Genomic DNA, 22,742 nt, shown 5'->3' on the forward strand with positions numbered 1-22,742 from the left:
GATGTAGAATATACCCTAGTGCAACAACCGCATAAAGGTAGGCTATGTCACAGCATGATGCTTCTCTCCCAAAGTCGGCAATTAGAGACAACCGCCACCGTGGCACTGTTGGCGATTTTTTGAAAGCCAAGGTTGAGGAAAACTCAACCTTGTCAATTGTTTCTGCTTACTTTACAATTTATGCTTTTGATGCTTTGAAGGAACAACTTTTAAGTATTAAAAGCTTGAAATTTCTCTTTGGCGAACCGCGCTTCATCAAGTCCCTTGACCCCAGTAAAACTGATAAAAAGGCTTTCCAAATTGAGGATGAGGGCTTGCAGCTACAGAATCGGTTGCAGCAAAAGCGGGTTGCGAAAGAATGTGCAGAATGGATTGAAAAAAAAGTACAGATACGGTCGGTAAAGCAATCTAATTTACTGCACGGCAAAATGTATCACATTGCTCATAACGGAAGCGAAAATGCTATTATGGGCAGTTCTAATTTTACCGTGCGGGGACTGGGATTAGGTACGAAATATAACAATATTGAACTCAATTTAGAAGTAGATAGTAAACGCGATACCCGCGACCTTAAAGCCTGGTTTGATGAACTCTGGAATGATGCCGAACTCATCGAAGATGTCAAACAAGATGTGCTGCTGTACCTAGAGCAACTTTACCAGAATAATACTCCTGAGTTTATCTACTACAAAACTCTGTTTCATATCTTCGAGACTTTTCTAGATGACCTAGAAAAAAGCGATATTCTCAGCGAACAGCTACACTTATTTGATACAGAAATCTGGAAATCTCTATTTGAATTTCAAAAAGACGGAGTTAAGGCAGCCATCAATAAAATCCGACGATATAACGGGTGTATTATTGCTGACAGCGTTGGTTTAGGGAAAACATTTGAAGCTCTAGCGGTTATTCAATATTTTGAACGGCGGAATGAAAAAGTTTTAGTTCTGTGTCCCAAAAAACTCCGCGATAATTGGACTGTATATCAAGCACAGAACAATAGCGATATCAATCCTTTTATTAAAGACCGCTTTAGCTATACAGTCCTATCTCACACTGACCTGAGTCGCGATTCCGGTTGGTCTGGGGACATTAATTTAGAAACGATTAATTGGGGCAACTATGACTTGGTAGTTATTGACGAATCCCACAATTTCCGCAACAACATCAAGAGCAAACGGGACGAATTTGGCAATCTAATTAGAAAGAGCCGTTACGAAAGGCTGATGGATGACATTATCAAGAGCGGTGTCAAAACTAAGGTGCTACTCTTATCAGCAACTCCGGTTAACAATGATTTAAAGGATTTGCGGAATCAACTTTATTTTATCACAGAAGGTGGCGACGCTGCGTTTGGGGAATCGCTGGGAATTGCCAGTCTGCGCGATACACTAGCTGATGCTCAGGGGAAATTTACCAAGTGGGCAAAGAAAAGTCGGGAACGCAAAACTAGCGAACTGCTGGAAGAACTTAGTTCTGCTTTTTTCAAACTGCTTGACGAATTGACGATCGCCCGATCGCGCAAGCACATTCAAAAATACTACAAAGATGCGATCGCCCAATTAGGCGGCTTTCCCGAACGGCTCAAACCCATCTCCGTATTTCCTGAGATGGATCTAAAGGGTGAGTTCATGTCCTACGAACAGCTTAACAGCGAAATTTCTAAATATCAACTCTCGCTATTCAACCCTTCAAAATATGTCCTGTCGCCATACCGTTCGGTGTATGAAAATAAAGGAGTGCGAAATTTCAAACAGAGCGATCGCGAACGCTGTTTGATCGGTATGATGAAAGTCAATTTCCTTAAACGCTTAGAAAGCTCCATCCATTCCTTTGCGCTGACAATGGAGCGCACGATTAACAAAACTGAAGCTCTAGAGACAAAAATTAAAATTTTTCAGCAATTGCAGCAATCTCGCGACGCTAACCCGACAGTAACTTTCAGCGATTGGATGATTGAAGACTTGGACGATGAAGAGTTGCAAGATGCCATGCAAGTAGGTCAGAAGCTGATATTTCAAATGGCGCACCTCGATGTCGAAACCTGGTTAAAAGACCTGAAACGCGACAAGGAACAGCTTAAAAAAATTTACAATTCTGCCCAAAGCATTTCTGTTGAACGCGATGCCAAGCTGGCTGATTTAAAAGCACTGATCGCCGAGAAAGTCAAGCATCCTACGACTAACAAGCATGGCAAACCAAATCGCAAGGTTTTAGTCTTTACTGCCTTTGCAGATACGGCAGTCTATCTCTACGAAGGATTGCGGGAATGGGCAAAAGTAGAATTGAAAATTAACTTAGCTTTGGTGACTGGGGGATCGGTGGCAAATAAGACTACCTTTGGCAAAAACGAGTTCAATCACATCTTGACAAATTTTTCGCCTTTCGCCAAGAAACGCGCCCAAATTCCATCTATGCAGCAAGACGGCGAGATTGATTTATTAATTGCCACAGATTGTATTTCTGAAGGGCAAAATTTACAAGATTGTGATTATCTGATTAACTACGACATACACTGGAACCCAGTCCGAATTATCCAGCGGTTCGGTAGGTGCGATCGCATTGGCAGCCCCAACCATACCGTACAATTAATTAATTTTTGGCCGACAGAGGACTTGGATCAATACATCAATCTGAAAAATCGAGTAGAAGCACGGATGGCTTTAGCAGACATGGCTGGTACATTTGAAGATAACCTGCTGGAGGCAAAGGAGATTCAAGAACTGATTGAGAGTGATTTGAAATACCGCGACAAGCAGTTGCTGCGATTGAAAGATGAGGTGCTGGATCTCGAAGATTTCACGGAGACTGTAGCCCTAACGGAATTCACTCTCGATGATTTCCGAATGGAACTAGCCAAATACATTGAGAGCAACCGCAAACTACTCCAAGATGCCCCTTTAGGACTCTATGCAGTAGTTCCAACTAACTCGGAGTACCCGATAATTGCTCCATGCGTAATTTTTTGTCTCAAACAGAAAGGCGATTGTCTTGATAATAAAACCGTCAACCCGCTGCAACCATACTTTTTAGTTTACGTTCGAGAAAATAAGGAAGTGCGATTAACTTTTGCTCAACCCAAACAAATACTTGAAATATATCAGTTGCTGTGCGCGGGGTGTACTGTTCCCTATGAAGAGTTGTGCAACTTGTTCGATAGACAAACTAATAACGGATCTGATATGAGTTTGTATAACGATTTGCTGAAGCGCGCGGTTGATTCAATTGCAGGTATTTACAACAAGCGGCTCATCGGCAACCTGCTGTCTAGTCGCAGTGCTGTGTTGGTTGAACAAGCGCATCAGGTTAAAGCAACAACGGATTTTGAACTGATTACCTGGCTGGTGATTAAATGAGCGTCAGCGAACAACAAGCCAAAGCCTCTATTAATCAAGCTTTAAGTAGTTTTGCCAAGGGAAAACTAGCGGATAACGCCCGTAATTTGTTCTTTACTCTTGGCTACCGAAGTGAGAAAACTATTCCGTTTTATCCTAATAGTTCGGATAATTTTATTGCAGAATTTGACATAGATCACAAGCTCAACTCCCAAAAAGCTTTCTTAGAGGAATGGCTGTCGGTTGATTTCCTCTTCCAATTTACCGGGACAGAAATTGCAGATAATGACCAGTTTGTCGAATTTGATACTAGCAGCGGTGAGAGTGCCTTTTTTACTTCCTACTTGTTTTTCGCGATCGCACTGCGGAGGAGTGCGTACACTATCGAACAACTTGACGGGATTGTCCGCGAGATTAATAAAATTTTACGGATGCCGGCGATCGTTCTTTTTCAGCATGGAGAAACTCTGACTTTATCCATTATCAACCGCCGCCAACACAAACGCAATGAATGTGAAGATGTATTAGGAAAAGTCAAACATATTAAAGATATCCCATTCGCCAGTCCGACCAACTCTCATTTAAGAATGCTCTTCGAGATTTTCTTGGCACAGTTGCATAAAAATCACGGCTTTAGTAACTTTGACGAATTTCACGAAGCTTGGCATAAAACCATTCCTGACAGCATCAAATTTAAAGAAGACCGTATACCGTCAGATTCACTTCGCGCTTACCTGCAAGAAATCGGTCGAATTCCCATGATCGAGGCTGAGGAAGAGATTGAACTAGCTCGTAAAATTGCTGAGTTAGAATTAGAGGGCAGCCGAAAAGCGAAAGACAAAATGATAGAGTCTAACTTGCGGCTGGTAGTCTCTATCGCTAAAAAATATCAAAATCGAGGGGTGGATTTCTTAGACTTGATTCAGGAGGGAAATCTGGGTTTAATCAGGGCTGTAGAAAAGTTTGATTGCACGAAGGGCTACAGGTTTTCCACCTACGCATATTGGTGGATTCGTCAGGAAATTACGCGGGCGATTGCCGATCTATCGCGGACTATCCGCCTGCCAGTTCACGTTTATGAAACTATCTCGAAGATTAAGAAAACTACCAAACAGCTTTCTCAAGAAATCGGCCACAAGCCTACGGAAGAAGAAATCGCTACTAAAATGAAGATGACAATTGCAAAATTGCGCTTTGTTATTAAATCGGCTAAATCTATCATTTCCTTAGATACTAAAATGGGTGATGATGAAGACTATACATTGGGAGAGTTGATTAAATTCGATGGAGAAACACCAGAAGAAAAAGTATATAAAAAATTGTTTTGCGAAGATTTAGAAAGCGTTCTAGATACTCTGGGCCCTCGACAACGTGACGTTATTCGGATGCGATTCGGATTGGATGATGGCCGGGAAAAAACTCTACAGGAAATCGGTAATATATTTGATGTTACCCGCGAACGGATTCGGCAAATTGAGGCTAAGGCTTTACTAAGATTGCGCCATCCCAACCGCAACAGTATTTTAAAAGATTATATTCGCCCTACACCAATTTATCAAATTGAGACAAAAAAACCGATCGCCCAACCGATGCAGCCCAGACAGTTCAACATCTCAGAAAACTTGTCTCGCAGCCATTGCGACACTTTCTTACAGGAGCCTGTTCGTGATAAAATAGTTGATACAGCTAATATGACCGAACCATTAATTTCTTTTCACAATTTCATAGAAGAATCAAATAGAGAACAAACAAAGTTGGCTCAGACTTACCTGTCGAGTGCCGATGAAAATGAAAACAATCTCACTTATGCAAATTTGAACGAGCATAATTTCCACATTGCCGAACGGGACGAAAATGACTTGAATGAAGCGATTAAACCGATGAAACAAAATTCAGCCGACTTACTCAAACAACTTACCGCACTAGAAGATGTTTTTTCCCAATTAGAGAAACGGCTGTCAGAGGCGAGTCGAAGATTGCTAAACCCTGGTATACCTATATCTCAAAAGCTGATTCAAGAACTTGATGAGTCCCATAAAAAGTTTATTCAGCTTCGCGACAAGGTGCTAGAAATGGCTGAATATTTGGCAGTATCGCCAATGCTTACAACTGAGGAAATTGGTTCTTTGGCAGATATCAAGTCTGTACTTGAGCGTGTTGATTTTGCCGAGAAGCAAAAAAGTGCGATCGCTCTTGTCCGCGACTCTGCTTTGAGGGTTCTGGAACGAATTTTAGCGATCGCCCATCGAGTAGAGAGCAATTTTCAGTCATTATTGGAATGTCAGGAAAAAGCCCGCGAACTTCAACGCGCCATCTCCGAATCGCAGGAGTCTGACTTGCATCCCGACACCCAACTCTTGGCTGAGGGCAATCATCCATTCTGCAAACTGCTAACACTAATTGCAGAATTGGACGCAGCAGATTACGAGCGTTTATTTTCCTTACAGAATGCCGTAGCTGCATCATTTGGAATTCCTTTGGCGATGGCAGCAGTCAGACGAGAATTGACGATCCAGACCGAAGGAATACCAGATTTGCCTGCTGTTTCTACTAACAATAAGTTAGAGAAAACTTTCTTAGTTGATGAGCCGGAACCTGAAACGGTTCCTATTCTAGAACAACCACCATTAGCAGAGTTGAACGCGGTCTTGATAGAGGAGGCGATCGCGCAGCCAACCACTGAAAATATCCCCGATATTCCACCAACAGAAGCGCCTACCGCAACTCAGATAAATCATCAAAATTCGGAAAATAAGCAAGGAAAAGAAGTTGACAAGCCGGGGAATAAAAAAAGAGAAGAAAAACAGTCTCTCTACAGCTTCTCGCCCAATGATACCGCTCAACAAATCGCTCAATCCATCTTGGACGACCCCGACCCACAACGCCCAGCAGTTTTGCGCGACTTAGTTTGGCGACTGATTTTTGAACAAAAACTCAGCCTTGCATTTCATTTAGCTCGCTGCTTTGAAAAACAATACTCCAACTTTGAACCGCACCTGCCACCGCAGTTAATTCGAGCAGTATTGCTAGGACAAAACCTGCGCTATGACGTAGGATATGGAAAACTTGCAAATCTGCTTAAAGATGACTTCACCAGTTACACCGCCAGCTATTCATTACCCGACAAAAGTGAATGGAATCAAGCTGCAAGCTTGCTCTTGGCTGCAGCAGCAATGCGACCGTCTTTACTAGCGCCGAATACTGGTGCGAAGCACCTTCTCCAGCAACTTCACTTCGGTAAAGCTGGACTTGCAAAACTGTACGATTATTGCCAAATTATCGCCAAACACGGCGATCGGCAGCGGGCGCTGGATATCACAGCCATCAAGAAAGCTCAAGACCAGGCTGACATACAAAAATCTTTAGACGATCTGCATCAAAAAATCGAAACTTGGTGGTCTCAAGCACAGAAAAAAGATATGATTTACCCGCCGGCGAAGAAGGTGTGGCAGGATTGGTTGAAGCCTGACGAACTGATTCACTCTTTAGTATTTCCTGTACTTGAAAGCGATTTGAGTAAACTTTCAGCACTCAAGCAGAAAGTCAATCGATTGTCTGACGAATCCCAGATAGACTCTGAAGTTGAGAAGACCGATCGTAAAATTCGCCGCAGTCGCAGTGACGCCATGATGGGGAAAGCCGTGATTCAGTTTCGCGATCGCGTTCGTGAACCTGTTGATTTGGTACGAAAGTGGATTGAGATTCAGGAATCGCGCTTAGATCGCAGAGACAATTATCTTCAGAAAGAAGCCAAACAGTTAAAAGAAGATATTGAGAAGCTTCAAAATACTGTTCTCAAAGAATTGGATACCTTTGAAGAAACAAAACCTCCAGTGTTTATTTTAGCTGGTATTGCCTGTTGCCGAAAAGCTGTGGAAGACATCGGCAATATCTTCGATCCAGATACCGAATTTCCAACCGCAGAACCTTACCTAAAACATATCCTGCACGGGGATCTGTTAAGAATGCCGTCTATCCCTATTAACGATTTCTGGGAACTGGATATCGCTAATTCAGAAGCGGGTATAGATGGAATTTTGGAGTTAGTCAAAAATGATATTTGGGATTGGCAACAAGCATTCGATCTGCACAGTTATCTCTGTAGTTCAAAAGCTGTGGGAAATCACGAGGCTACGGCACAAATCATCGAATACCTCGAACTCTACCCCGAACCAAAAATAGACATCGCTCAGCTAAAGGACTTACGAAATAATCGGATTGAAGAGTGTCAAGGAATTTTGCAGGAGCAGGTCGAGACTACTAGCAAACAGCTCGAAAGTGCCGTAGCTTTTGGTTTACTAAGAGAAACAGATAGAAGTGCTTATGCAGCACAGATTGAAAGCATTAAAAATGCTCTGGTAACAACCAGGCGGTTTTCCGAAAAAATTGAGCTGCTTCGGGCGATCGGTCAAGGAATTAGCGCCAAGCGCCAGGAACAGATCGATCGAGTATCCGAGGAATTAGAGAGTCTTCAGCAAACAGGTCTAGCAGATGCCGATCGTACCAGAATTTGCAGTGTATTGGAACAAGGCGATATCCTGACGGCTAAGGAATATATATCTATGCTGCAAGAGCGGCGATCGCTTCCTGAACCAGAGGAAAAGAGAGATGCTTTTAAAGACTTCTTCGAGCATAAGTATGCTGCGATCGAAAAAGTGCTTGAGGAGTGCGATCGCGATCGACAAAAAAAGCAAGACCTAATTCCCAATATTTCCAAAGGGAAAAGTATCGCAAAAATCCAGATACCGCAAGGAACTCAAGCCAAAAAAGCCGCTGATATGCTAGACGCTTGGTTTGCAGCCAAGGGAAGGAAGCAAGAAATCACAGAGAAAGATGCTCGCCAAATTCTCAGCAACCTCGGTTTTAACATAACATCTCTTACATTTAAAAAATCAGGACAAAATACCTGGATTGACGTTAATGCTGAGCCGATATTTGACCAAAATCGCTGTCCTGTGTCTGCCTATGGTTCAGCCGCGAAGGGCCATTACCGCATTCTTTGTGTATGGGATAGACCGAACGAACAGGATCTCCTCAATGCCGTTGGAGAAACTGCTCTTGGAGGGCCGATATTCGTCTTTCATTTTGGGCGAATGACTGAAAAGAAACGCCGAGATTTAGCTGATTTGTGTCAGCAGCGTCGGAGCACTTTTATTGTGATAGATGATGTGCTGATGCTCTACCTTTGCGGAGAACAAAAAACACGCTTACCTGTATTGTTTGATTGTACCTTACCCTTTACTTTCTTAGAACCTTATAAAACCGCAGCAGGAGAGGTTCCGCCTGAGATGTTTTACGGGCGAGTACGAGAACGGGAATCCATAATCGATCCTCTTGGTTCTTGTTTGATTTATGGAGGTCGGCAGTTAGGTAAAACCGTTTTGCTTAAGTATGTACACCGGACTTTTCATGGAACCGACGCGGGAAGGAACGCCCTATTTTTGGATATTAAAGAAATTGGACGCAACCAAGCTTTAGATAAGATTTGGGATTTACTAAACGGAGAATTGGATAAATTGAAAATTCCTGATACCAATCGGCGCAACTCCGTTCGCGAAAGCAGCTTGCTGCGGATTAAAAATTGGCTGGAATTGGACAAGCAGCGGCGCTTTTTGCTGTTGTTGGATGAGGCAGATAATTTCCTTGAAGCCGATGGTAAGGAGGATTTCCTCCGCTGCGATGAACTCAGAAAATTAATGATGGAAACTGACCGACGTTTTAAGGTAGTCTTTGCCGGATTGCACAACGTTCTGAGAACCACTAGACAAGCAAATCATCCGCTGGCTCACTTTGGCAGGCCGATCTGCATTGGGCCTCTGCTGAATAATGGTGAAATGCGTGCGGCAACAGCTTTGGTAGAACGTCCGCTGGCTAGTCTTGGCTATCGTTTTGAATCACTTGATTTAATCCCGCGCATTCTTTGGCAGACTAACTATTATCCGAGCTTGATTCAACTTTATTGCGAGCAGTTACTCAAGCACATTACTAACCCAGATGTCCCTACTTTCGATCCTAAAATTAGTCCGCCTTACGTGATTACTTCTCGCCATGTAGAAGAAGCTTATCAAAGTCAAGACCTTCGCAAAAATATTCGCGATCGCTTTAAGTTGACACTAGGACTCGATAAGCGCTACGAAGTAATTGCCTACTCAATTGCTGATGGTTCTCAGCAGAATGAAACAGGTATGGAGGATGGGTTTTCTGTATCTTGGATTCGCGAGCAAGTCTTGTATTGGTGGTCGGAGGGATTCGCAGGAAGGTCATCGGAAGATGAAATTCTTGCTTTACTAGAAGAAATGGTCGGATTAGGAGTTTTACGAGAAACCGATGCTGGTTACTTCACTCTGAGAAGTTCTAATTTAGCCTTGCTTATGGGGACGCAGCCAGAAATTGAAGCAGAACTTCTGAGACCGCGTGAAGCTCCACCTGAATACGAACCTGCTACTTTTCGGTCTCCTCTTGCCAAAAATAAAGCTGATTCCCGGCGCAGTCCTTTAACTGTTCAACAGGAATCAGAGCTGCTGCGCCGGGAGTACGGTGTCTCTATTATATTTGGCTGCCAAGCCGCAGGAATTGACGATTTGAGAGTTTTTATGGAAGCAGCATTTAGTAAGAAGGATTGCAAAATTCACTATTTAGAAAATCTCTCAGAGCGATCGGATTTCAGCCAGCGTTTGACAGAAATTAGTAACCGTCGCAAGAAAGATACCACGACGCTCGTTGTTGTATCACCCACCACCCCTTGGAGTAAGGATTGGGTTGATGAGGCAATTAAGAAAATCAAAAGATTGAAGAAGGAAGACTCGTTTATCCAGCTTGCTTTCGTCGCCGACCCTCAGAAAGTTTGGCAGTTAGTTAATTATAGTTCCAGAGGCTTTGATTACTTTAAAGAAGTGAGATTTTTCAGTCTCAAACCTTGGCACGATGCGGCGCTGCGACATTGGTTGGAAGATGCTAAGTTGCCCAGCGGACTAGAAGTTAGAAAGAAGATTACGGAAGTTACAGGGAATTGGTCAAACCTGTTGCAAAAATTCTATCAATTTTCTCAATCTAATCCGCATCGCTGGCAAGATTCCTTGGCGGAACTGAAGAATCAATTTAATAACTCTGACCAATTAATTAATTCAATGGGGTTTGACGGTTGCGAACATCAAAGAAAACTGGTGATGAGAACTTTAGGCCAATGGGGAGAAGCAGCAGCGGTTGAGGAATTAGTTGAGGTTCTTGATGATGTATCGCCTGAAATTGTCAAGCAGACTCTCAGATGGGCGGAGCTCCTCAGTCTTGTCTCGCATTTAGGAAATCAGAAGCAAGACGGTAAGGATTACTGGCAAATTGACCCTGTAGTTGGTCGTCTGCTCGAATCTATGGCAGAGTAATACAAACTTTCTGCTGTGCAATGTACTTAAGCAGATATCTGACTTAAGATAGGCGATCGCCCGCAGCAGCTAAGTCTAAGCTAGAAATTGTTCCATAAACCTAATTGAGGAAAAAAAGATGAGTAGCGGTCACGCCAGCCATAAAGGCTCTTCCACAAAACCCAATACCAACACTAACGGTCAAATTACATCCCCTGACGACCAACCCGCTGACCCGCTAAATCAAGAAACATCGGGTTATCCGTTCCATAACGAAGCAATGGAAAATCCTGTTGCTACCGCGCGGCCCGACGAAGAGGCTGAGTCTGGCGAAGAACAGCAATAGTTATATCGATTAAATTGTCATCGATATGCTATCTGCGACGCGGTTGATTAGATGTTTGATAAAAATCCGGTTTGTACTAATTACATCTTGCACTTCCATAGTCCGCCAGGGATTTGAATCTCCGGCGGACTATTTGGGCATGTTCAGTAGTACCTCACAGCTTCAGAACAAAGGAATAAAGTCCTTACTACAAAACTATTTAACATAAAATTCAAGTTAGGAATTATTGAGAAATGAGCGAGATTAACCAACTATTTCAAAAAGACAAATTGCCGGAATTAGGATTAGTCTGCATTACAACATCCAATGAAGTTCGCTTTCGCACTGTCACGCGGAAACGGCTGTTACAGCTTTCGGAAACTGAACAAGAAACTGTATTGCGCGAGCTTTATACAGATAACTTAAAGCGGCTTGACAAAGCGATCGACTTCTGTTCCGTTAATCAGATTAAGCTCTACCGCATGACTTCTGCACTGTTCCCTTTTGCAGATACAGATTTGGGGGAAGCAGTGCTACACTCCATGACTGAGGAATTGCGGAATACCGGCGATCGCGCTTTGTCTTTGGGCATCCGCTTGGTACTCCACCCGGATCAATTTGTCGTCCTCAGTTCCGACAAGCTTTCTGTGGTTGAAAACAGCATTAAAATTCTCGCGACTCATGCTTTAATTTTAGATATGTTGGGACAGCCCCGATCGCCCCAGGCACTGATGAACATTCACGGCGGCAAGAGCGATCGCACTTCGCAGCTCAAATCAGTCATCCGCGACTTGCCAGAATCCATTCGATCGCGCTTAACCTTTGAAAATGACGAATACGCTTACAGTTCCTCGGAAATTTTAGAAGTTTGTCTCGATACCGGCGTACCAATGGTTTTTGACGCCCACCACCACGTCATTCACGAACATTTAGAAACTTACGACGATCCCAGCGTTGCCGAAATGCTCGCAGCAGCCCGCACAACTTGGTCTGTTCCTGAATGGCAATTAGTGCACATATCCAATGGCAGAGAATTTTTTGCCGATCCGCGCCACAGCGATTTAATTACACAAATGCCTAATTGCTATTATCAAGCTCCTTGGATTGAAGTAGAAGCTAAATTTAAAGAATTAGCTATTGAAAAGTTGCGCGCCGAATGGTTGTCTGCGAATGTTCCACAATTTAGCAATGTGTCGTAGGGGCGGGTTTTACAAACCATATTTGCCTAACACCAATAATCTCGAAAACCCGCCCCGCCCAACGGTAAATCGCAATCTACCTTTTTGTTAATACCAACTATAAATTATGTGTGGACGATACACTTTAACTACTTCAGGTGAAATCATCGCCGAATTCTTCAAACTGTCGGGAGTTCCCGACATCAAACCGCGATACAATATCGCCCCAACTCAATCAGTTGCCACAGTCACAGTTGAACAAAAAAAAATGCAGCGAGAGTTTCAATTTATGCGCTGGGGTCTGATTCCCAGTTGGGCAAAAGACATCAAAATAGGCAGCAAGATGATCAATGCGCGATCGGAAACTGTAGCCGAAAAACCTGCTTTTCGCAGCGCCATCAAGCACAGGCGATGTTTGATAGTCGCTGACGGTTTCTACGAATGGCAACAGCAGGGAAAGAACAAACAGCCTTACTATTTTCAAAAGGCAGACGGCGAACCCTTTGCTTTTGCCGGTTTGTGGGAAAATTGGGAATCTCCTGAAAAAGAAAACATTGTATCTTGCAGTATAATTACTACCGCTGCTAACGAAACAGTGGAGCCGATGCACGATCGAATGCCGGTGATACTCCCCGACAGCGATTGGGAACAGTGGCTCGATCCTTCTGTTAAAAATGCTCAGGAAGTTTTGCCCCTGTTAAAGCCCTATGCTTCGGAAGCCATGAAAGCAAAGGCCGTAAGTGTGATCGTCAACAGTCCCAGTAGAGACAGTCCCGAATGTATTAGTGAGCCGCAATAAATCATTGCAGCCGACAAAACCGGGATAGTTTGAGTTATGATGTAAAATGATGTTTGAGTTGTAGCTTTGGTTTTCTAAGGATCAGTTTAACTCAGTTGTTATTTGCTCAAACATTTTTTAAATCTTAACATCAGTTAGAAGACAAAAAATATGATTGGATACGTTACACTGGGTACCAAGGATATTGAAAATGCCGCAAAGTTTTATGATGCTTTGCTTGCTGAAATTGGCGCTAAACGATTCATGGAATTCGACGAATTTATCGCATGGAGTGTTTCTCCCAATGGACCAGCACTTGCTATTACAAAGCCCTTTGATGGTAACAGAGCAACTGTTGGCAATGGAGTAATGATAGCTCTTCAAGTTGACAGTCCAGAAAAAGTCAACTTAGTTTATAACAAAGCGATCGAACTTGGGGCTAAGGATGAAGGAGCCGCAGGACCAAGAGGCGCGTTGCCGGGGTTTTATGCGGGATATTTTCGGGATCTTGATGGCAATAAGCTGAACGTGTTTTGTATGACAGGGCCAAACACTTAAGATTTTTATTTTTCGTGAGGGGAGCCGAAAAAAAGCTATTTCCGATTGTTAGCTATTAGTTATCACTCCCTAAATAAGAGTTGATAACTAATAACTAAGGGCTAATGACTAATAACTAAATTATCTCAAATCCGTTAGCATCGGAATAGTAAATTCGAGGTCACTGTCAACAGTCAACAGTCAACAGTCAACATCATTCCGGTGTAACCGGAAATGATATTAACTCTCGTACATCCGCGCTTCAGCAGCCTCGGGATTTTCCTCGCAATACTCGTCAAAAGCCGTTTTTTCAAGCTTCATCGATCGCTGGTGAGAAGCCTCAGCCTGCATTTCCTCTACAATATCCCACGCTACCGCGCACTCTCTAGAGGTAGCGCCTTTCTCGGCACAGATAGTTCTGGCATCCGCGATCGCCTGTTCGATTTCTTCGTCAAATAAAATACTCTTCGGCTTCTCAAGAAAATCGCTTTTTGTCAAGATATCCGTGACCGAAATAATGCCCACTAGCTCGTCCTTAATCACCGGCGCCCGACGGATGCGGGTATTGGCGAACAACCTCGCCACGTATTCCACGCCCAAGTCAGGATTCACCGTGATGCACGGTTTGGTCATAATCTCGAAGACGCGGACTTTTTTCGGGTCTACTCCGTAGGCTGCTACTTTATAGACAATATCCGTTTCTGTCACAATGCCGTAGGCATCTTGTTCGTGGCGGCGTTCCACAATCAACGCGCGCAAACACATATCGTTCATCATCGCCACCGCTTCAGCTACCGTTGCTGAACCGCGAATGGTAACAACATCTGTGGTCATAATATCTTGGGCTTTCATCATCATTTTTTATTGTTTCCCGCTGATAAAGTCTACTGCGTCCCGATTTGGGGCTGTCCATTTGATTTGCGATCATCATTAGGACTTACCCTCAGAAACCCGGTTTATACCAAAATATTGGGTTTAGTAACGATAAATCCGGTCTAGCAACCAGGTTTCTGAGAAATCGTGCGATCGCAAACTAATCATAAAACCTTTAACGGCACTCGGGATGACAAGTTGCCTGAAACAGCCCCTCGCTGCCCCGGAACCTCTGGAGTCCGCGATTTAGCGCTCAGACAGGGCTAGCGTGCGATCCTCCAAGCAAGAGTGAAGTATGGGGGCGATCGATCTTTGAGCTGGTTGGACTGAGATTTTCCGGCCCCAGTATCAAAGAAGCAAAAGTTAACACAAACTAAGCAACTGCTTGCGCTCGCACAGATCCCCGCCTCTGATAAACTTGATTGCTGGGAGTGCAAAAGAGCACAAGGCACGCATCAGCAGTTGGGAGGATCTAGTTCGTGGACAATGTAATCGGTTTAGAGATCATCGAAGTAGTTGAGCAGGCAGCCATCGCCTCCGCTCGCTTGATGGGCAAAGGCGAGAAAGATGAAGCCGACAGAGTGGCTGTAGAAGCCATGCGGGAGCGCATGAACAAAATTCATATGCGCGGCCGCATCGTGATCGGCGAAGGCGAACGCGATGACGCACCCATGCTTTACATTGGTGAACAAGTAGGTATTTGTACCCGCGAAGATGCCAAAGATGTCTGCAACATAGATGAATTGATCGAAATTGACATCGCTGTTGACCCCTGCGAAGGTACTAACCTGGTCGCTTACGGTCAAAACGGTTCGATGGCAGTTTTGGCAATCTCTGAAAAAGGTGGTTTGTTTGCTGCACCGGATTTCTACATGAACAAATTGGCTGCTCCTGCGGCTGCTAAGAATCATGTAGATATTCGCAAAACGCCGACTCAAAACCTCAAAATTATCTCTGATTGTCTCGGCCGCAGTATTGAAGATTTGGTGGTGGTGGTCATGGATCGCCCCCGACACAAAGATTTAATTAATGAAATTCGGCAAGCGGGTGCAAGAGTTCGGCTGATCAGCGACGGCGACGTTTCGGCAGCGATTTCTTGCGCGTTTTCTGGTTCCAACATCCACGCACTTATGGGTATTGGCGCTGCACCCGAAGGCGTGATTTCCGCAGCAGCAATGCGCTGCTTGGGCGGTCACTTCCAAGGGCAGTTAATTTACGACCCAGCAGTTGTAAAAACTGGTTTGATCGGTGAAAGCAAAGAGAGCAATATCGCCCGCCTGAAAGAGATGGGCATCACAGACCCAGACAAGATTTACAATGCTGAAGAGTTGGCCTCTGGAGAAACAGTTCTGTTTGCAGCTTGCGGGATTACTCCCGGAACGCTGATGGATGGAGTTCGCTTCTTTGGCGGCGGCGCTCGCACTGAAAGTTTGGTAATTTCTTCTCAGTCGAAAACAGCTCGGTTTGTGGATACAATCCATATGTTTGACCAGCCGAAATCTTTGCAATTGAATTAGTGATTAGTTAGTGGTTAACAGTTAAATGTTAACAATTAACAGTTAACGGTTAACAGTCACCGGTGATTAGCAATTAGCGATAAACTAAGAACTAATAACAGGTGACTGTTAACAACTAAGAAAGAAATAGTGACAAATCACAGATATGAATATTGCAGTCGTAGGTCTCAGCCACAAAACAGCGCCGGTAGAAGTTCGCGAAAAATTGAGCATTCCAGAACAGAAAGTTGAAGCGGCGATCGCCCAATTGCGCGGCTACCCGCACATTCAAGAGGTTGCCATCCTCAGCACTTGCAACCGCTTAGAGATTTATATTGTTACCAGCGAGTCAGAGCCTGGTGTGCGAGAGGTTATTCAGTTCCTTTCCGAATGCAGTAAAGTTCCTTTGCAGTCTTTGCGCCCTCACCTGTTTATTTTGCTGCACGAAGATGCCGTGATGCACTTGATGCGAGTCGCTTCTGGCCTCGACAGTTTGGTGCTCGGAGAAGGACAAATTTTGGCTCAGGTGAAACAAACTCACAAACTCGCCCAGCAGTACAAAGGTGTAGGCAGAATTTTAGAGCGCTTGTTCAAGCAAGCTCTCACAGCAGGGAAGCGAGTTCGCACGGAAACTAGCATCGGTACCGGTGCAGTTTCTATCAGTTCGGCGGCTGCAGAATTGGCTCAAATGAAGGGTCAGCATTTAGCAAGCAGCAAAATTGCGATTATCGGTGCTGGCAAAATGTCGCGGCTGTTGGTGCAGCATTTGCTCTCAAAAGGAGCTAGCCATATTTCGATCGTTAACCGCTCTGTGCGTGGCGCCCTGGAGTTGGCAGGTCAGTTTAAAGATGCTGAATTGCACCTGTATCAGCTCTCGGAAATGATGCAGATAATTGCCAGTTCTGACTTGGTTTTTACCAGTACGGCAGCTACGGAGCCACTGTTAAATAAAGCTAAATTGGAATCGGTTTTAGACCCGAATCGCCCTTTGATGTTGGTGGATATTTCTGTGCCACGCAACATTGACTCGGATGCGAACGAACTCGCTAATGTGCGATCGTTTAATGTGGACGACTTGAAAGCAGTGGTAGCTCAAAATCACGAAAGCCGCCGCAAAATGGCAATGGAAGCTCAGGGCTTGCTGGAACAGGAAGTAGAGGCTTTCGATCTCTGGTGGCGCAGTCTGGAAACAGTTCCTACTATTAGCTGTTTGCGGGATAAGATAGAATTGATTCGGGAACAAGAGTTAGAAAAAGCTTTATCGCGTCTTGGTTCGGAATTTTCGGAGAAACATCAAGATGTGATTGAATCTTTAACAAGGGGGATTGTGAATAAGATTTTGCACGATCCGATGGTACAGTTACGCGCTCAGCAGGATATTGAGGCGCGGCGGCAAGCGATGCAAACTTTGCAAACACTGTTTAATTTGGATGTGGATGTCAATCAGCAGTACAGCTAGCTGGAGTTTTTTTCGATTCAAATTTTGATTCACATTCCGTTAATTGCACGTTATATTTGTAGGGACTTAGGCATTTGTCCATTGCTGTCAACTTAGGATTAAACTCTCATTCAGATAGGGTTTTAAGCGCTGACTGAAAGCTCAAGTCCTCTTGCATAGGATTGAAGAACTGATTAGTTAATTACTCTTCATACCGAGGACTTTAGTTATTAGCCTAGGACTTACGTCTAAGAGTGATATTTCGGGTTGAGTTGACAGAGATGGGCAATGCAGAGTCCCTACTTCTAGCTCATTGTTATGACTTTAAGAAGGCGAACTTATCAATTAATTTTATGTATTGTAGGGCTGTGGCTGGTTTTTGAATTTGCCTCCCGCATGGCGGCAGAAATTCTCTGGTTTCAGGAAGTTGGATATCTTCAGGTTTTTCTCTTAAAGCTGAAAACTCAAGGGTTGCTGGGGACGATCGCAATTGCTGTTTCTTCTGTCTTTTTGCTCGGAAATCTGGCTTTAGCCCGCCGCCTGCAACATCCCGCAGAGGAAAGAAAATCGCCGGTTGTGGGGGCGCTATTCGCTTCACTGGGGGCGAACAAAACGGGGAAGAATACCGGGAGCAATTACGAAATACCTGTTGCTAAATCCCAAATTACCTTTTCCTGGCTGCTGTTAGCAGTATTCGGATTGAGTTCGATCGCAACTTTTATAGTAATTCACTGCGGGCTGTTAGCTGCAAACAGCCTCACCTATTTCGGTATAGCTGACAATTTACCTCCACCGCCCGTGCAGTTGGGAATAGAGTCCATCCAGCAAATAGGGGTGCAGTTATTTTCTCACTGGTGGCAGTTGGGCTTGCTGCTGGCGACAATGTTAGCTGTGGTAATTAAGCCTAATTTTTGGCTGCGGGCGATCGCCCTTTTTCTCAGTTTGGCGATCGGGCTTATTGCCGCCACTCGCTGGGCAAATGTTTTGCAATATTTTCACCCTATTAATTTTAACACAACAGACCCTCTTTTCAATCAAAATATTAGCTTTTATGTATTTATTTTGCCAATCTTAGATTTGCTAGGATTTGGGCTGACAGTTGTATTTGTGTACAGTTTAGTATCTTGTGCTTTAACATATTTGCTATCAGGAAATAGCCTGAGTCAAGGGAGCTTTTTGGGGTTTTCTCGATCGCAGCAGCGGCACTTGTACGGCTTGGGTGCAGCTTCCATGCTAGCCGTTGCATTCCGCTACTGGTTGGGGCGCTACTCATTGCTTTATTCGCGGGGAGACGTTACTTACGGCGCAAATTATGCTGACGTGACGGTGCGGCTGCCCTCCTATGGATTTTTGAGTATTTTGGCGGGGGCGATCGCACTTTTGATGCTGTGGCAGGTTTACCAATTCAAAATTAAAAATGAACTCATAAAAAAAATTCTTTTAGCATGGGTGACTTTAACTTTTGTGGGAGGTTGGCTGCTGCCACAAATTGTGCAGCAACTCATAGTTCAACCCAACGAACTAGCACGAGAACAGCCGTACATTCAGCGCAGTATTGCCTTTACTAAAGAAGCCTTTGACCTCAACACAATCGAAATAAAAACATTCGATCCCGCCGGAAAACTTACTTATGCCGACTTAGAAAAAAATCAACTTACTATTAGCAACATCCGCCTGTGGGACAAGCGACCGCTGCTGCAAACCACCCGACAGTTACAGCAAATCAGACCATATTATACATTTCCTGATGCCGATATCGATCGCTACACAATCAAAAATGAAAAAGCACAAAAGGGAGATTCGGAAAGCCAACAAGTGTTTCTGGCAGCGCGGGAATTAGATTACACAGCAGTTGCCCCCGAGGCTCAAACTTGGGTGAACGAACATTTAGTTTACACTCACGGTTACGGCTTTACTCTTTCTCCCGTAAACAGAGTCGGTGTCGGCGGTTTACCCGATTATTTTGTCAAAGATATTGGAGTGGCAGCCCAGAAAGGAGAGACTGCTTTGGAAGTCACTAGCGATCGAATTCGGGTCAGTATTCCGATCGGCTACCCGCGAATTTACTACGGGGAAATCACCGATACAGACGTGATGACGCCCACAAAAGTCAAAGAATTTGACTATCCCAGCGGCGAAGAAAATGTTTACAATACTTACAGCGGTAGGGGCGGAATTGCGATCGGTTCTATGTGGCGGCGCTGGCTGTTTGCTAATTATCTCAAAAATTGGCAAATGGCGCTTACCCGCAATTTTACCCCAGAAACTAAATTGCTGTACCGCCGTAATATTAATAAAAGAGTCCGGGCGATCGCTCCTTTTTTACGCTACGATTCCGACCCGTATTTAGTAGCAGCAAACGCCAATCTTACCAATAACGATATAGAAAAAGAAAAAGATGAAAATGGCAACGAGATTAAACCTTCACCCTCGGCTACTGATAAATCTCCCAACTATCTTTACTGGATTATCGATGCCTACACAGCGAGCCCTGGCTATCCGTATTCTGACCCGGGAAATCATGAGTTTAACTACATCCGCAACTCCGTCAAAGTAGTGATTGATGCCTACAACGGGTCTGTTGACTTCTACGTTGCCTATCCCTCCGATCCCATTATTAACAGTTGGATTGCTATCTTTCCCGGACTCTTCAAACCCCTTGACAAAATGCCTCCGGCTCTCCGCACACATATCAGATATCCAGTAGATTTGTTGAGCATTCAATCCGAACGCTTGCTAGCTTATCATATGGAAGACCCGCAAGTATTTTACAATCGGGAGGATTTGTGGCGAGTTCCCCGTGAAATTTATGGCAGCGAACAGCAGCCCGTAGACCCGTATTATTTGATTACGAAACTGCCAACGGAAACAGCAGAAGAATTTATTTTGCTGCTCCCATTTACACCAGTAAGCCGAAACAATTTAATTGCTTGGATTGCAGGGCGATCGGATGGTGGCAATTACGGAAAATTGCTGTTGTATCTGTTTCCCAAACAGCGATTAGTTTACGGCCCGGAACAAATAGAAGCTTTAATTAACCAAGATCCGGTTATTTCCGAACAAATATCTCTCTGGAATCGCCAGGGTTCAAAAGCTATTCAAGGAAACTTATTAGTAATTCCCATTGAACAATCTTTACTGTATGTCGAACCTCTTTACTTAGAAGCCGAACGCAATAGTTTGCCAACTTTAATCCGAGTTATTGCTGTCTACGAAAACCGCATCGTCATGGCAGAAACTCTAGACTTGGCACTCAAGGCACTTTTTCAGGCAACATCTACCAATAAACCCGCAATTATTCGACCTGTAGAAGGAACAGCACCAGCTTTAAATAGTGAATGATATCAATTCCGGTTGCACTCCTCCGGAATTGTTGACTGTTGACTGTTGACTGTTGACGGGCGGGTCGAAAAACTGAATGGTTGAGTGTTAAGTGTTGACTCGATTTTATTATTCCGAGGCAACCGGAAACGATATAAATTACTGCGATTTCTGTTTGCTAGCAGCCTTAATATCCTGCCACCAAACATCGACATAGGGCCACATCAATCTCTTGTCTGCTCCCGAATCTAGTTTCACTGTCACCTCATAACGGTTAATATGCGTGAGTTCGCCTGTTTTGCCATTCAAATACAATTGTTTGGGATTGTCGGTGATAATTTCTACCCTTTGATTCAACAGTGGCAGCATCTCGGTAGAAGAACCCTGAAACGGATTTTTGCCTTTGATCGCATAGCCACCAATCAAAAACAAGTACATTGAAGCTAGGAAAAATACTGTACATAAACCCACAATTACCAGTGTTTTTTGTTGTGAAAAACTGGTATAAACGCTCGCATATCCTACGCTCATAGTTCCAAAAAACAACAAATTTGGCAGGTACAGCCCATCTTCCAGAAACACGCTACCAAAAAACATGAGGGCTACCTGAAAACCAAATAATGCAGCCACCCAACTCCAGCCAGTTAGCAACGATGCAGATAGTAGCCAATTCATGGCTAGAGTAAGGGCGATCGCCATTGCTATTGCCCCAAGCGGTGCTGCATAATCGTACTGTCTGAAGGGAAGAAGAACAAAAAATACTAAAGCATAAGCAAAACCCCCAAAAGCCAGTGCTAATCCACTAATTATTTGGTTCCCGTTCAGCATGGCGAGGAATTTTTAGAACACTAAAGTGGAGCGTTCATCTTCTGTTGTGATAGTAGCCGTTGAAAATTCCCAGCGGACTAAGACCATAAATTCTAAACGTAGCGTGCGCCACAAGCAGCTTACCGCTATATTTAGGGGAGCGAACCGATTTGTTAACCAAGCGTGCTGTCCCAGTTTCCGAAAGCACAAGTCAGCCGGATCTGAAGGTGAAATTTTCAGAAAACCAGATTATTTACGGTCGATCGACTTAACAAATTGTTGCACAGGCTGTGGTAGAGCCGGCACAAAAGTCTTTCTAAAACCCCTAACATCGAACACTCGCCACAAAATACCTACCGCTACCGTCAAGAAAAATAACGCTCCCAAAAAATTGAACACAGTAGACAGAAAACCGCTGTTCCTTTTTTTCGGAGGTGTAATATGTTTCATGCGATATACAGCCGGCTCGTAATCTCTCGACTCCTCGCGACTGCGCCGCGGCGTTTTGGGGCGCGAACTCGCACTGCGCTTCTGAGTCAAACCCGTTTTATTAGTTTTAGTAAAACTGCTGGCCGACTTCAATTCAGAAGCGCCGCGGGTTCCCGTTAACTTGCTAGCAGAAGCCCCCGTGTGGCCAACAGCAGCATCCTGAATTCTGCTGTTAGGGCGCTGAGTCGATTTGCGTTCGGCGAGGGTACGCATCAAACTTTGCAATTGCTGAGTCGCCGCAGGCGGGCGTTCCCCTTTCCTCGCCCAATTTAACAGCATCGCCCCGGTAATCCCGCAGAGATTCGTAGCGCCTACAGAAGCCAGCCGCTTCAGCAGAGGCTGGCTGTTGGACACAAAAATCACCAATGCCTCCGGGTGTTCTTGAGCCAAACCGTAAACGCACTGAGCCGTCGCCACTACCAGCATTGCTGGCTTGCTTTGATTTTTGATCGAAGGTTCGAGAGCTCGGTGTGTTTCCTGAGCGTCAGTTGCAATCCAGCCACTGTCGGCAAAAAATCGCATAAACTCTCTAGCTACTTGCTCTTGCTCTTTTTCCACCGCTTGCCCTGTCAGACGATCTATTTCGTCGTACACTACTTCCGGGATATAGCAAGTTCCCACCTTGGCATATTCTTGCCACACTTGGGTTCTGCCAGTCATTAAAACATCTGCATCAAAAGTTACCAATACAGGAGGAAGTTGATTAGCCATGACTTTATCCTATAGGCTCAGATAAGTTATTTAAACTTAATCGATCAAGTTTAAACAAATTTTGGGATATAAAAAAATCAACTTTTGGTAGTAGAT

Annotated in this window: 12 protein-coding genes; 9 read left to right on the plus strand and 3 right to left on the minus strand. The window is 44.3% G+C overall.

Annotated features, from left to right (window positions below; all coding sequences use genetic code 11):
- Positions 1 to 44 precede the first annotated feature (44 nt).
- The 6 genes from NDI35_RS01070 (at position 45) to NDI35_RS01095 (ending at position 13,532) form a co-directional block, all read left to right on the plus strand.
- Positions 45 to 3,356: a helicase-related protein gene (locus NDI35_RS01070; protein ID WP_445311116.1), complete on the plus strand. Its 3,312-nt coding sequence runs from the start codon at positions 45 to 47 to the stop codon at positions 3,354 to 3,356.
- Positions 3,353 to 10,714 carry a sigma-70 family RNA polymerase sigma factor gene (locus NDI35_RS01075; RefSeq protein ID WP_445311228.1) on the plus strand — a complete coding sequence of 2,454 codons (7,362 nt, stop codon included), beginning with the start codon at positions 3,353 to 3,355 and terminating at the stop codon, positions 10,712 to 10,714. Before NDI35_RS01070 ends, NDI35_RS01075 begins: the two co-directional genes overlap by 4 nt.
- A 118-nt stretch (positions 10,715 to 10,832) precedes the next feature.
- Positions 10,833 to 11,039 (plus strand): hypothetical protein, encoded by a 207-nt coding sequence (locus NDI35_RS01080; RefSeq protein ID WP_172190898.1) that lies wholly within the window; start codon positions 10,833 to 10,835, stop codon positions 11,037 to 11,039.
- Positions 11,040 to 11,272: 233 nt separating this feature from the next.
- The gene (uvsE, locus tag NDI35_RS01085; protein WP_445311117.1) at positions 11,273 to 12,217 is read left to right on the plus strand and encodes a UV DNA damage repair endonuclease UvsE; all 945 of its coding nucleotides are present in this window, start codon (positions 11,273 to 11,275) and stop codon (positions 12,215 to 12,217) included.
- A 106-nt stretch (positions 12,218 to 12,323) separates the two neighbouring features.
- Positions 12,324 to 12,995 (plus strand): SOS response-associated peptidase, encoded by a 672-nt coding sequence (locus NDI35_RS01090; RefSeq protein ID WP_445311118.1) that lies wholly within the window; start codon positions 12,324 to 12,326, stop codon positions 12,993 to 12,995.
- Between the two features lie 150 nt (positions 12,996 to 13,145).
- Positions 13,146 to 13,532 carry a VOC family protein gene (locus NDI35_RS01095; protein WP_445311119.1) on the plus strand — a complete coding sequence of 129 codons (387 nt, stop codon included), beginning with the start codon at positions 13,146 to 13,148 and terminating at the stop codon, positions 13,530 to 13,532.
- Positions 13,533 to 13,751: 219 nt separating this feature from the next.
- On the opposite strand, the gene NDI35_RS01100 is transcribed toward NDI35_RS01095, so the two are convergent.
- Positions 13,752 to 14,369, minus strand: a complete 618-nt coding sequence (locus NDI35_RS01100) for a CP12 domain-containing protein (RefSeq protein ID WP_445311120.1) — start codon at positions 14,367 to 14,369, stop codon at positions 13,752 to 13,754.
- Positions 14,370 to 14,863: 494 nt separating this feature from the next.
- On the opposite strand from NDI35_RS01100, the gene glpX reads away from it, so the two are divergent.
- From glpX to NDI35_RS01115, 3 genes are all read left to right on the plus strand, one after another.
- Positions 14,864 to 15,901 (plus strand): class II fructose-bisphosphatase, encoded by a 1,038-nt coding sequence (gene glpX, locus NDI35_RS01105; RefSeq protein WP_333065996.1) that lies wholly within the window; start codon positions 14,864 to 14,866, stop codon positions 15,899 to 15,901.
- Positions 15,902 to 16,046: 145 nt separating this feature from the next.
- Positions 16,047 to 17,339: a glutamyl-tRNA reductase gene (locus NDI35_RS01110; RefSeq protein WP_333074356.1), complete on the plus strand. Its 1,293-nt coding sequence runs from the start codon at positions 16,047 to 16,049 to the stop codon at positions 17,337 to 17,339.
- 297 nt (positions 17,340 to 17,636) lie between these two features.
- Positions 17,637 to 20,660 (plus strand): UPF0182 family protein, encoded by a 3,024-nt coding sequence (locus NDI35_RS01115; RefSeq protein WP_445311121.1) that lies wholly within the window; start codon positions 17,637 to 17,639, stop codon positions 20,658 to 20,660.
- Positions 20,661 to 20,798: 138 nt separating this feature from the next.
- Here NDI35_RS01115 and NDI35_RS01120 read toward each other — a convergent pair whose 3' ends face one another.
- Together NDI35_RS01120 and NDI35_RS01125 are read right to left on the minus strand one after the other, a co-directional pair.
- Complete coding sequence (locus tag NDI35_RS01120; protein ID WP_445311122.1) at positions 20,799 to 21,467, minus strand: hypothetical protein; 669 nt, start codon at positions 21,465 to 21,467, stop codon at positions 20,799 to 20,801.
- A 228-nt stretch (positions 21,468 to 21,695) separates the two neighbouring features.
- Positions 21,696 to 22,646: a PIN domain-containing protein gene (locus NDI35_RS01125; protein ID WP_445311123.1), complete on the minus strand. Its 951-nt coding sequence runs from the start codon at positions 22,644 to 22,646 to the stop codon at positions 21,696 to 21,698.
- Between the last annotated feature and the right edge of the window lie 96 nt (positions 22,647 to 22,742).

It is taken from the genome of Microcoleus vaginatus FACHB-2002 (assembly GCF_040004035.1).
In the GTDB taxonomy this organism is placed as follows: Bacteria; Cyanobacteriota; Cyanobacteriia; order Cyanobacteriales; family Microcoleaceae; genus Microcoleus; species Microcoleus vaginatus_C.